Raw genomic sequence first — 11,306 nt, 5'->3', positions numbered from 1 at the left:
CGTCAGCGCCAGGTCGCGCTGACCCGCAGGAACAGGTCCGTGGCCTCCGGCTCGCCCACGCTCACGCGCAGACCCTCGCCGGCGAACGGGCGCACGACCGCACCCGCCGCGCGCGCCTCCTCGGCGCGCTGCACCGTCCGCTCGCCCAGGTCGAACCAGACGAAGTTGGCCTGCGACTCGGGGAGCTCCCAGCCCTGGTCGCGCAGGCCCTCGACGAGCCGGGTCCGGTCGGCGACGAGGTGCTCGACGCGGGCGAGCAGCTCGTCCCGGGCGCCCAGCGACGCAAGCGCCGCCCGCTGGGCGACGTGCGAGACGCCGAACGGCGTGGACACGGCGCGGACGCCCGCCGCGAGGCGCGGGCGTGCCACCGCGTACCCGACGCGCAGCCCCGCGAGCCCGTACGCCTTGGAGAAGGTACGCAGGAGCACGACGTTCGGGTGCTGCGCGTAGACGGCGAGGCCGTCGGGCGCCTGCGGGTCGCGCACGAACTCGAGGTACGCCTCGTCGAGCACCACGAGCACGTGCGACGGGACGGCCGCGAGGAACGCGTCGAGCTCGTCGCGGTGCACGGCCGGTCCCGTCGGGTTGTTCGGGGTGCACACCATGACGACGCGCGTGCGCTCGGTGATCGCGGCGGCCATCGCGGGCAGGTCGAGCCGGCCGAGCGCCGCCCCGGTCTGCAGGGGGACCTGCACGGACGTCCCGCCCGCGACGGCGACCGCGATGGGGTACGCCTCGAACGATCGCCAGGGGTAGAGGACCTCGTCGCCCGGCTCGACGACGGTCTGGAGCACGTGCGCGAGCACCGCGACGGAGCCGTTGCCCACCACGACCTCGCCCGACGACACGCCCAGGCGTTCCGCGAGCGCCTCGACGAGCTCGGTCGCGTACATGTCGGGGTAGCGGTTCACGTCGGCGGCGGCGTCCGCGATGGCGGCGACCACCGACGCGAGCGGCGGGTACGGGTTCTCGTTCGACGAGAGCTTGAACGCCGCAGCGCCGGGGGCGACGCGCGCCCCGGGGACGTAGGCCGGCAGGGCGGCGACGGCGGGACGCAGGGGGACGCGGGGTTCGTGGGCCACGGTCCTCGATCATGCCACCGCGCGCCGGGCGGGCGTGATCCCGCCCGGCGCGCGACCGTCAGCCGCAGTCGAGCGCGTCGTACGCGGCGTCGGCGGCGAAGGACCGGCCGTCGCCCGTCGCGGACACCTGGGCGCTGCCCGCCCCGACGGCCACCGACCGCGCCGCGAACGCGTGGTAGGCGGAGGCGCCCGGCTCGACGTCGGCGACGGTCCGCTCGCCGAACGGGGTGGCCAGCGTGATGTCGACCGGCACGGCGTCGTCGTTCGTGGCCCGGACCGCGAGGTAGGCCTTGCCGCCCAGGCAGCGCGCCTGCGTCGTCGTGGAGACGGCGAGGTCGCCCCCGGCGCCGGCCGTGAGCGCGATGATCCCGCGCACGGCGGTGGTGGCGCGGACGACGCTCGCCGCCGCGTCGGCGTCCTCGACCGCGGTCCGGCCGAGGGTCTGCGCCTCCGCGACGAAGCCGTCGGCCGCCTCCCAGTCGCCCGCGTCGGCGGCCTCGAGCGCCCGCCGCATGCGGTCCTGGACCTGCTCCCCGACCGTCTCGTCCACCGTCCCGGCGGCGACGCGCTCGCCCACGAGCTCGACGACGTCGGTGTACCAGGAGGGGTCGGCCGCGACGTCGGCGATGACGAGCCCGGCCTCGAGTGCGGTGCGCGTCGCGGCCACGACCGCGTCGGCGTACGCCTGCGGGTCCGGGTACCAGTCGGCGAGCGTGGCGTCGTCGACGGGCGTGGACCCGCCGTCGAGGAAGCAGAAGCCCGGCCCGGCGTTGAGACCCGAGTTGATCCGGAACGGCACCTCCTGGGCGGCGAGTCGGATGCCGCCGAGGCCGAGGCCGAGGTCGTCGCGCGCCACGGTCGGCGGGTCGTCGTCGGTCAGCTCGAGGGGCTCCGCCGAGGGCGGGGCGGTGCCGTCGGCCACCCAGGCGGCGACGTGGTCGTACACGGCGCCCTGAACCATGTGCTGCGGCACGCGCGACCCGGAGGGCTGCTCGCACGTCTGCGGCGTCCCGGGGTAGCCCCCGGGCGCCGTACCGATGTCGCGGATGCGCAGCCGGCCGTAGTCGGTGATGAGCTTCCAGTCGCCGTGCGAGGCGCCCGCGACCTCCCACGTGCGCAGCAGGTCGGTGTCGGGCTGGCGCTCCGCGGCCCCGAGGAGGTTGATCGCGACGTCCGTCTCGCTGTTGAGCTTGAACACCGGGGTGTCGATGTCGTCGCGGACCGACGCGCCGCCGCCGTGGAGCACGACCGCGTCCACCACGTCCGCGAGCGGGTCGACCGAGTTGACGTAGGTCCGCAGGCGGCCCGCCGACTGCGAGTGCCCGGTGGCGACGACGCGCTCGGCCACGAGCGGGCCGAGCGGCGCGGTCCCCTCGGGGTCGCGGACCGCCTCGACGGCCTGGGAGAAGACGTCGTACGACAGCGTGTCGTCGGTGACGGTGCCGCCGTCGGTGAGGTCGAGCGTGCCGTACCGCTCGGGGCTCCAGGCACGCAGCCCGGTGGCGGAGTGGACGCCCGCCCGCTGGGCGGAGACGCCCACCCACGCGTAGCCCTCGCGCACGAGGTGCTCGTGCGTCTGGAACCAGTCGACCTCCTGGTCCCACTGGTTGGAGACGTTGTACCACTCGGCGATGACGGTGCCGTTGAACGCGGCGGGGTCGACCGGTCGGCGGACCACGATGCGGGTGCGGTACTCGTGCCCGGTGCTGAGGACCGTGGCGTCCGTGAGGCCGTCCGCCTGGTACCGGGTCGCCTCGCCCTCGAGGAAGAACTCCTCCTCCACGTAGCCGTGGCCGACGAGGTCGTAGTCGCTGGCGAGGAACGGGTAGCCGTGCGCCGGGTCGCCGGGGGCGGTCGTCGCCTGCACCGGACCCACCACCTGCGGGTCGGGCACCGCGGCGGAGGCGGGCAGCGCCGTCCCGGCGAGCAGGAGCGCTCCCGTCGCGGCGAGGGCGATCGGGCGTCGGACGGGGGGTGCAGACATGACCACTCCTTCGTCGGGGCCCGACGGCGCTGTCGGGACGCTCAGCAGCCTAGGTTCGACCTCAGGACTTGTCGACGCCGCGCCGCCTCGTGGACCGACCGGTCCGGTGGCAGGATGCCCGGTATGAGCTTCGTCGTCCGCGTCCTCGTCACCGGTCTCGCCATCTGGCTCACGAGCCTGTTCATCGACGACCACTTCCAGATCGTCGGCTCCGACTCCCCCGGCGGGAGGCTCGTCATCATCCTCGTCGTGGCGCTCCTCTACTCGCTCGTGAACGCCGTCGTGAAGCCGATCGTCCAGGTGCTGTCGATCCCGCTCTACATCCTCACGCTCGGCCTGTTCTCGCTGGTCGTCAACGCCCTCATGCTCATGCTGACGGCGTGGATCACGGAGCAGACCGACTGGGGCATCCGGATCATCGGCGGCTTCTGGTGGGCGCTGCTCGCCGCGCTGGTCATCGCGGTGATCAACTTCCTCGTCTCGGCCGTGGTGCCCCGCAAGGACCGCTGAGCCCTGCCGGGCCTCACCGCCGGGTGTCCGACGCGCCGTCGCCGGACCCCGGCGCCAGCACCGTGCTCCCGCCCGGCGAGACGGCCCTGCGGACGACGTCGTCCAGCCCCGGCACCCCCGGTGGCCCGAGGGTCGTGACGCGCTCGGCGACCTCCTCGACGTCGAGCTCGAGCGTGCCGCGGTAGTACCGCGTCTCCACACGCTGCCCGTCGAGCGACCGCTCGACGGCGTCGAGGTGCGCGGCCAGCCCCGGGTGCCCGATCGCCTCGGCGTCCGTGAGGGTCTGCACGTGGAACCCGACGCCGTGCGGGACCGCTCCCGGGTCGCCCTCGCCGCCGACGTCGTGGTCGCGCGTCACGGTGAGCTGGCCGGCGGCGGCGGGGTTCGGCATCCCGTCCAGGGCGGACACGCCTTCCTGCCGGTTCTCCACGTGCGTCCCCAGCACCGTGGGCGGCAGCGGCAGCCCGCCGACGGGTGCGCCGGCCGTCACGACGTGCGTCACGCGGTACTGCGGTCGCCCACCGGCCCCGCTCGCACCGGCGGTGCCCGCCGCCGTGCCGCCCGCCGTGCCGCCCGCCGTCGCCGCCGCGACGGCGGCCGCCACCATCCCGCCCTGGCTGTGGCCCACGAGCACGACCTCGTCCTCGGCGGCGACCTCGGCGTCCTCGAGCGCCGCGAGGACCAGTGCCGCGCTGTCCGCCGCCTCGGCGAGCTGCGCCGCGTCGGCGTCCTCGGACCCCATGACCCCGTAGTTCGACGTCATGGAGAAGGGGGTGCCCCACCGGCCGAGCTGCGTGCCCGGGATCGTCACCACCCACGTGGTCCCGCCGTCGTCGTGCACGATCTTCTCGAGCGCGATCGTCGAGTGCGGCACCGGGTTGTCCTCCCCGGCGGTGCCGTAGACGACGTCGATCCGGCGCAGCAGGTCCTGGGCGTCGCGCGGCGGCGGCATCAGGGCGTCGTCGGGCGAGCGCTCCGGCGCCAGCCGCTCCACGCGGAGGCGGTCGTGGAAGAGGCCGCGCCACCCCTGCGCCAGGCCGCGCAGGACGGCGGCGGCGTTCGCCACCGTCGGCGCCTCGGACGGGTCCCGGTCCGGGTCGAGCAGCCCGAGCAGCGCGCCGGTGGACGCGACCGCTCGCTCGTGCATCGGCCCGCCGCCCGTCACGAACCGCTCCCACGCGAACCCGTCGCCCGTCAGGAGGGCGTGAAGGAACGCCCCCTGACCGACGAGTCCGGCCGCCCACAGCCCCAGCAGCGGGACGTCGGCGACGGCACCGAACGCCTGCCAGGCGGCGGACTCGGCGGCGACGTACGTCCCGGACGCCTTCGCCGTGCGCAGGGCGAGGCCGTCGAGCCGCGACTCGAGGTCCGCGAGCGCCGCGTCGAGCGCGTCGAGGGCCTCCAGGGCGGCGGCGTGCTCGCGCAGCGCGCCGGACGTCGTGCCGGCGGCCCCGGCCGTCAGCGCCCCGGGGCCGAGCGTCCCGCCGGACAACGGGCCCGCGCCGGCCCATCGCGCACCCCCGACGCGCAGCCGCGCCGTGCGGCACCCGGTGCGCGCCTCGGTGACGAGGTCCACCGCGGACCGCAGGACGGCGGACTGCGCGAGGATCGCCTCCGCGTCGGCCGTGGTCACGGTCCCGCCCACGACCGTCACGTTCGCCGTGGGGTCGGGTGCGCGGCTCACCAGGCCCGCTCCCCGGCGAGGACGGCGCGCTCGTGCTCCGCGTCGAGCGCGCGCAGGTAGCGGTCGGCCACCGCGATCGCGTCGTGGGTGAGGGTACCCGCGGCGACGGCCCGCGCGACGGCGTCGTCGAGCGCCGTCCCGTAGCCCTGCGCAGCCTCTCCCGCCCAGTCGAGCACCCGGGCGCCGTCGACCCGCCACCGCGCGGTGTCGACGGCCTCCGCGACCGCGCGCAGCGACGGCGTCGGGTCGACGAGCGTCCCGACCGGGGAGACGGAGCACGCGGGTGGCGCGCCGTGGGAGGAGGTCATGCGGGCACGCTAGGAGGACGCGCCGGGAAGCGGTCCGGGCACGTCGCGGCCGCTGTGGACGGGACCGCCGGGCTCGTGGCCTGTGCACGTGCAGGCCACCGGTGCGAGCCCTGCCGCGCCGCAGCGGCTCTCGCCGTCCCTCCCGCGGGACGGACGCCGCCGTCGCACCGCGCCGTGGGAGAATCGGGGCCGTGCCCGAGAACTCCGCCGCCCACAGCCCTGCCCGCGTGAGCCTCGCCGAGGTCACGCCGCCGATCGCGCTCGGCCCGCTCGACGGCCGCTACCGGGGCGCCGTCGCCCCGCTGGTGGACCACCTCAGCGAGGCCGCGCTCAACCGCGAGCGCATCCACGTCGAGGTCGAGTGGCTGATCACGCTGTGCAACGGCGTCCAGGCGGTCGACGAGAACGCGGTGCGGCCCGTCGTCCCCGGCGCCCCCCAGCTCTCGGAGGCCGAGGTCGCGTACCTGCGGCAGATCCCCGCGACGTTCGGCGGCGAGGAGATCGCCGAGCTCGCCGCGATCGAGCGCGAGACGGTGCACGACGTCAAGGCGGTCGAGTACTTCGTCAAGCGTCGCCTCGCGTCGGCGCCGGAGTCGCTCGGCACGGACACGGTGCTGCCCGGCGTCGGCGAGCTCGTCCACTTCGCCTGCACGAGCGAGGACGTCAACAACCTGTCGTACGCGCTCATGGTGCGCGGCGCCGTCGAGCAGGTGTGGCTGCCCGCCGCGACGGCGCTCGCCGACCAGCTCGCCGACATGGCGCGCGAGCACGCGGCCGTGCCGCTGCTGAGCCGCACGCACGGCCAGCCGGCGACCCCGACGACGCTCGGCAAGGAGCTCGCGGTCCTCACCCACCGGCTCCGCCGCCAGCTGCGTCGCATCGGTGCCGCCGAGTACCTCGGCAAGCTCAACGGCGCGACCGGCACGTACGGCGCGCACACCGTCGCCGTCCCGGGCGTGGACTGGGTGTCGGTCTCGAAGCACTTCGTCGAGGGCCTCGGGCTCACGTGGAACCCGCTGACGACGCAGATCGAGTCGCACGACTGGCAGGCCGAGCTCTACGCCGACCTCGCGCGCTACAACCGCGTGCTGCACAACCTGTCGACCGACGTGTGGACGTACATCTCGCTCGGGTTCTTCACGCAGATCCCGGTGCCCGGCGCGACGGGCTCGTCGACCATGCCGCACAAGGTGAACCCGATCCGGTTCGAGAACGCCGAGGCGAACCTCGAGATCTCGTGCTCGCTGCTCGACACGCTCGGGGCGACGCTCGTCACCTCGCGCCTGCAGCGCGACCTCACCGACTCGACGACGCAGCGCAACATCGGCCCCGCGTTCGGCCACTCGCTCCTCGCGATCGACAACGTGCGCCGCGGTCTCAAGGCCCTCGCGGCCAACGCCGACCTCATGGCGGCCGACCTCGACGAGAACTGGGAGGTGCTCGGGGAGCCCATCCAGTCCGCGATGCGCGCCGCGTCCGTCGCGGGCGTGCCCGGCATGGACAACCCGTACGAGCGGCTCAAGGAGCTCACGCGCGGGCAGCGGGTCGACGCCACACGGCTCCGCGAGTTCGTCGCCGGCCTCGGCCTGCCCGACGACGTCGCGCAGCGCCTGTCGGACCTCACCCCCGCGACCTACACCGGCCTCGCCGAGCGTCTCGTGGCGGACCACCTCGCCTGACCGGGCCCTCCGCCGAACACGGGATCAGCCACCGGATCGACCTGGATCCGGTGGCTGATCCCGTTCTCGGCGGTGGCTGGCCGCGTGCTCGTCGGCGGGGCCCGGCTGGGCCGCGGGTGCCCGACGGCGCCGTGTCAGACGGCGGTCGGCTCGCCGGGGCGTCGCTCGCGCGGGTCCGCGATCCCGCCCGTCGCGGCGAGCAGGGCCCGGTGCGAGGCCCGGGCGTGCTGCAGCTCGTCGAGCCGGTTGACGACCCACCGGGCGGCAGCCGTCGCGGCGACCGAGAACCCGAGCAGCGCGAGGACGTTCCCGAGGTCGACGGCCCCGGGATTCAGGCTCCCCGACCAGAAGACCGGCTCGCGGCCGAGGAGCAGGGCGGTGGCGACCCCGACGAGCGCGGGGACCGACTGGCGCGTGCGATCCCACAGGAGCATGGCCCCGAGCACGACGAGCGCGGGGCGCAGCAGGTCCTGGAGCATCCAGGAGACGTTCCCCACGGTGATCCAGTTCGCCCAGAGACTCGCACCCGTCGGCGCGGTGAGAGCGTGGAGGCTGACCGCGACGGCGGCCGAGCACACCGTCACGGTGACGGTGCGAAGCGTCACCACGCGCACCTCCAGCCGTGCGCGGTCCACGACGACGAGCGCGAAGGCGGCGAGAGCGACGACCCAGCCCGCGCTCACGTACGCCAGGTACACCCGCTCGGCGGAGACGAGGCCCCCGACCGCGACGGCTCCGGCGATCGCCGCGACGACGGCGAGCACTGCGCCCGTCCGCGAGAGCCCGAGGGCGAGCGCGCCGACGCAGACTCCCCACGCGAGCCACGCGGGGGCGAGCGGCGCCGAGATCAGGGCGTTCACCCCGATCCAGAACGGCTCGCCCGCGATCCGTAGGGCCTCGTGACGACTCTCGCTGCCGAGGAACATCATCGTGGCGGACAGCTCGCGCGCGGCCTGGACCGCGAGCAGCAGCATGAGCACGACGAGCAGCAGCGCGCTCCCGTCGCGACGCTGCCGCGCCGTCGAGCCGAGCGGGGCGAACAGCCACTCGCGCGCGGCGGCGCGCAGGAGGTCCCACCGTTCGGCCCGCGACGGGCGTGCCTGGCCGGGCGTCGCGCCGTCGAGCAGGTGACCGAGCATCTCCGCCTCGTGCTCGCGCCGGTACGTGTACGGGAAGAGCCGCAGGAGCCGCTGGTAGTCGCGGACCAGCACCGGGGCGATGGGAAGTGCTCCGGCCTCGGGCGCCGTCACGGCGTCGTCCGCGGCGCCGGCGCGGTCGTCGACGCCGCTCATGCCGGGACCACCCCGCCGTCGAGCCGACCCGGCGCGACGTCCGTCCCGCCCCGTGGCTGCCGCGACGCAAGGCGTTCGAGCGCCCGGCGCGCCTGCGCCTCGGCGCGCTCCGCCTCGGCGGCGAGACGGCTGCCGCCCTCGGTGGTGAGCCGGTAGTAGCGGCGCAGGCGCGAGTCGACGACCTCCTCGCGGTCGACCTCGACGAGGCCGGCTGCGACGAGGCGGTCGATCGCGCCGTAGAGCGTCCCGGCCCGGAGCGTGATGCGCCCGTCCGAGCTCGCCTCGACGTCCTGCGCGATGCCGTACCCGTGCAGCGGCTCGCGCGCGAGCGCCGAGAGGATGAGGAACGCCGGTTCCTGGAGCGGTCTGGATGCCATGTCGGCGACCATACCTTCGCGACGAACCTATACGCCTCGACGCGCCGGTCGCCGAGCACGAGCTTGGTGCCGTGATCCGGCGGATGACGACACCAACCTCGTTCTCGCGAGCGCGCAACGTCGTGCTCGGCGGTGGACGACCGCGTGCTCGACGGTGCGCGGGCGTGCGTCGCCCGGCGAGGTGCGGCACGCTCGTGCCATGCACGGCTCCCGGCCCATGATCCGGCTCGTCGCCGTCGCGATGGCTGCGGCGCTGGTGACGTCGGCGTGCACCGGTTCCGACGACGACCCGGAGCCCAGCCCGTCGGAGTCGACGCCGCCGGCCGTGCACACGTTTCGCTCGACGGAGCTCGTCGCGCCGGTGCTGCCGGTCACGCAGGGGCCGGCCGCGTCGTCGGACACCGGTGAGGCGCTGTACGTGCTGGGGCCCAAGCGCAGCGAGGCACCGCAGAAGGGCCCGCTGTTCGTGGACGGCGCGGGCGAGCCGGTGTGGATCGCGCCGGACGACACGCCCGCGTACGACGTCCGAGTCCAGGAGCTGGACGGCGAGCAGGTCATCACGTACTACGTGGGGCAGTCGGACTTCGTCGGCCACGGCTTCGGCGACATCGTCGTGCTGGACCCGTCGTACCGCGAGATCACGCGCGTCACGACCGGCGGCGACGTCGGGCCCGGCAACGCCGACATGCACGACGCGACGATCACGCCCGACGGGACGATGCTCCTGCTGGCGTACGTCGCCGAGCAGACGGACCTGACGCCCGTGGGCGGCGACGAGGACGGCTGGGCGTGGGAGAACGTCGTGCAGGAGGTCGACGTCGACTCCGGAGAGGTCCTGTTCGAGTGGCGCGCGTCGGAGCACGTGGACCTGACCGACACCATGACGTCGCCCGACGCGGACGAGGAGAACCCGAAGGGCGCGGAGGACGACCCCTTCGACTGGTTCCACATCAACAGCGCGAACCTGACCCCCGACGGCGACATCCTCGTCTCGGCGCGCAACACCCACGCCGTGTACCGGGTCGACCGGGAGACCGGTGAGGTCGAGTGGGTCCTCGGCGGCACGTCGAGCGACTTCGACATGGAGGGCCCCGACGACGGCACGGGCGCGCAGTTCGCGTGGCAGCACGACGCGCAGATGCACGAGGACGGCACCTTGACGCTGTTCGACAACCAGGGCGACCCGCCGGTCGGCGACAGGTCGCGGGGGCTGCGGCTCGCCCTGGACACCGACGCGATGACCGCGTCCGTGCTCCAGGAGTGGCTCCCGACCGACCCGACGCTCGTCGCGGGCAGCCAGGGCAACCTGCAGGTGCTCGCGAACGGCAACGTCGTCATCGGCTGGGGCGACGCGCGGCTCACGAGCGAGTTCACGGCGGACGGCACCCTGGTGCGCGAGTTCCCGTTCGAGGCCGGCGAGTCCTACCGGGCCTACCGCTTCGACGACTGGGTGGGCACGCCGGCCGACCCGCCGCGGGTCGTCATCGACGGCGGCACGGCCTACGCGAGCTGGAACGGCGCGACGGAGGTCGCGTCGTGGCGCCTCGTCGCCGGCTCGTCGGAGTCCGACGCCGAGCCCGTCGTCGAGGCACCGCGCGTTGGGTTCGAGACCGCGCTCGCCCCCGTGCCCGAGGACGCGGCGTACGTCGCGGTCGAGGCCGTCGACGCGGACGGGACGGTGCTGGGCACGGGTGTCGCGGACTGACCGCGACCCGGGACACGGCGCGGTCAGACGTGCCCGGCCGGCGGCGCACTCTGCGCGGCGGCCAGCCGGAACGACCGGCTGACGAGCAGTCGTACCACGACCGTCAGCGCGGCGACGGCGATGCTCTCCCACGTCGGGCCGGCGGCGAGCCGCAGCAGCCCGGCGGCGAGCAGGAAGTCGAGCAGGCAGCGCAGGCCTTCACCGGGCGACCGGGCCGCGACCGCGACGACGGCGCCCGCCACGAGACCACCGGTCACGACGACCGTCGCGAGGGCGTGGAGCAGGTCAGGCGGCACCGGACGACCCGCGCGCGTCGGCGGAGGCGAGCTCGCGGCGCTCCTGCTGGATCTCGCGCGCGAGGAAGAAGTTCAGGGCGGTGCGGATCGCGGCCACCGCCGCGAGCTCGGCGATCTCCTGCAGCGTCGGCGCGACCGCGGTCCGCAGGATGTCGCTCGCGAGCTGGAACTCGAGACCGAGGGCGAGCATCCGCCCGAGGTCGAGACGCACGCGCACGAACGACTCGGCGCGCCGCTCGCGCACCCCGATCCACACGAACCGTGCGAACGCCACGACGCAGCCCACGAAGATGACGACGGCACCGGCCATCTCGACGAGCCGCACGAGCGCATCGACGAACGTGCTGATGCTCTCCTCGTCCAGGAACTCCATCGGGTCACTGTCCCCG

11 protein-coding genes are annotated in these 11,306 nt (G+C 74.8%); 3 read left to right on the top strand and 8 right to left on the bottom strand.

Features of this window, described 5'->3' with window-relative positions; translation table 11 throughout:
- Window positions 1-2: 2 nt before the first annotated feature.
- The gene (gene hisC, locus ACFTZA_RS14465) at window positions 3-1,082 is read right to left on the bottom strand and encodes a histidinol-phosphate transaminase (RefSeq protein WP_378196173.1); all 1,080 of its coding nucleotides are present in this window, start codon (window positions 1,080-1,082) and stop codon (window positions 3-5) included.
- Between the two features lie 58 nt (window positions 1,083-1,140).
- On the bottom strand, window positions 1,141-3,066 hold the full coding sequence (locus ACFTZA_RS14460) for an alpha/beta hydrolase domain-containing protein (protein WP_378196170.1): 1,926 nt from the start codon (window positions 3,064-3,066) through the stop codon (window positions 1,141-1,143).
- 123 nt (window positions 3,067-3,189) lie between these two features.
- Here ACFTZA_RS14460 and ACFTZA_RS14455 point away from each other — a divergent pair, with 123 nt between their 5' ends.
- Window positions 3,190-3,576: a phage holin family protein gene (locus ACFTZA_RS14455; RefSeq protein WP_378196167.1), complete on the top strand. Its 387-nt coding sequence runs from the start codon at window positions 3,190-3,192 to the stop codon at window positions 3,574-3,576.
- Window positions 3,577-3,589: 13 nt separating this feature from the next.
- Here the strand turns inward: ACFTZA_RS14455 and ACFTZA_RS14450 are convergent, their stop codons facing one another.
- Together ACFTZA_RS14450 and ACFTZA_RS14445 are read right to left on the bottom strand one after the other, a co-directional pair.
- Window positions 3,590-5,260 carry a hypothetical protein gene (locus ACFTZA_RS14450; RefSeq protein ID WP_378196164.1) on the bottom strand — a complete coding sequence of 557 codons (1,671 nt, stop codon included), beginning with the start codon at window positions 5,258-5,260 and terminating at the stop codon, window positions 3,590-3,592.
- Entirely contained in the window at window positions 5,257-5,568 is a 312-nt protein-coding gene (locus ACFTZA_RS14445; RefSeq protein ID WP_378196161.1) for a hypothetical protein, read from the bottom strand. The genes ACFTZA_RS14450 and ACFTZA_RS14445 overlap by 4 nt, the downstream gene beginning before the upstream one ends.
- 191 nt (window positions 5,569-5,759) lie before the next feature.
- Between ACFTZA_RS14445 and purB the strand changes: the two genes are divergently transcribed.
- Window positions 5,760-7,247, top strand: a complete 1,488-nt coding sequence (gene purB, locus ACFTZA_RS14440; protein WP_378196159.1) for an adenylosuccinate lyase — start codon at window positions 5,760-5,762, stop codon at window positions 7,245-7,247.
- Between the two features lie 134 nt (window positions 7,248-7,381).
- Here purB and ACFTZA_RS14435 read toward each other — a convergent pair whose 3' ends face one another.
- Window positions 7,382-8,539 carry a hypothetical protein gene (locus ACFTZA_RS14435; protein ID WP_378196156.1) on the bottom strand — a complete coding sequence of 386 codons (1,158 nt, stop codon included), beginning with the start codon at window positions 8,537-8,539 and terminating at the stop codon, window positions 7,382-7,384.
- Window positions 8,536-8,916, bottom strand: coding sequence for a PadR family transcriptional regulator (locus ACFTZA_RS14430; RefSeq protein ID WP_378196153.1), 381 nt, complete (start codon window positions 8,914-8,916; stop codon window positions 8,536-8,538). Before ACFTZA_RS14430 ends, ACFTZA_RS14435 begins: the two co-directional genes overlap by 4 nt.
- A gap of 199 nt (window positions 8,917-9,115) precedes the next feature.
- On the opposite strand from ACFTZA_RS14430, the gene ACFTZA_RS14425 reads away from it, so the two are divergent.
- Entirely contained in the window at window positions 9,116-10,621 is a 1,506-nt protein-coding gene (locus ACFTZA_RS14425) for an arylsulfotransferase family protein (RefSeq protein WP_378196150.1), read from the top strand.
- A gap of 23 nt (window positions 10,622-10,644) precedes the next feature.
- Here the strand turns inward: ACFTZA_RS14425 and ACFTZA_RS14420 are convergent, their stop codons facing one another.
- Both ACFTZA_RS14420 and ACFTZA_RS14415 read right to left on the bottom strand, forming a co-directional pair.
- The gene (locus ACFTZA_RS14420; RefSeq protein WP_378196147.1) at window positions 10,645-10,917 is read right to left on the bottom strand and encodes a hypothetical protein; all 273 of its coding nucleotides are present in this window, start codon (window positions 10,915-10,917) and stop codon (window positions 10,645-10,647) included.
- Window positions 10,907-11,290: a DUF1622 domain-containing protein gene (locus ACFTZA_RS14415; protein ID WP_378196144.1), complete on the bottom strand. Its 384-nt coding sequence runs from the start codon at window positions 11,288-11,290 to the stop codon at window positions 10,907-10,909. The genes ACFTZA_RS14420 and ACFTZA_RS14415 overlap by 11 nt, the downstream gene beginning before the upstream one ends.
- Between the last annotated feature and the right edge of the window lie 16 nt (window positions 11,291-11,306).

It is taken from the genome of Cellulosimicrobium sp. NPDC057127 (assembly GCF_042670945.1).
Classification (GTDB): Bacteria; Actinomycetota; Actinomycetes; order Actinomycetales; family Cellulomonadaceae; genus Cellulosimicrobium.
This window is presented reverse-complemented; position numbering and strand designations above follow the sequence as displayed.

Coding starts and splice junctions, on each gene's coding strand:
- ACFTZA_RS14415 (WP_378196144.1), bottom strand. CDS start 11,290: ATGGAGTTCCTGGACGAGGAGAGCATCAGCACGTTCGTCGATGCGCTC.
- ACFTZA_RS14455 (WP_378196167.1), top strand. CDS start 3,190: ATGAGCTTCGTCGTCCGCGTCCTCGTCACCGGTCTCGCCATCTGGCTC.
- ACFTZA_RS14460 (WP_378196170.1), bottom strand. CDS start 3,066: ATGTCTGCACCCCCCGTCCGACGCCCGATCGCCCTCGCCGCGACGGGA.
- ACFTZA_RS14430 (WP_378196153.1), bottom strand. CDS start 8,916: ATGGCATCCAGACCGCTCCAGGAACCGGCGTTCCTCATCCTCTCGGCG.
- ACFTZA_RS14425 (WP_378196150.1), top strand. CDS start 9,116: ATGCACGGCTCCCGGCCCATGATCCGGCTCGTCGCCGTCGCGATGGCT.
- ACFTZA_RS14445 (WP_378196161.1), bottom strand. CDS start 5,568: ATGACCTCCTCCCACGGCGCGCCACCCGCGTGCTCCGTCTCCCCGGTC.
- ACFTZA_RS14435 (WP_378196156.1), bottom strand. CDS start 8,539: ATGAGCGGCGTCGACGACCGCGCCGGCGCCGCGGACGACGCCGTGACG.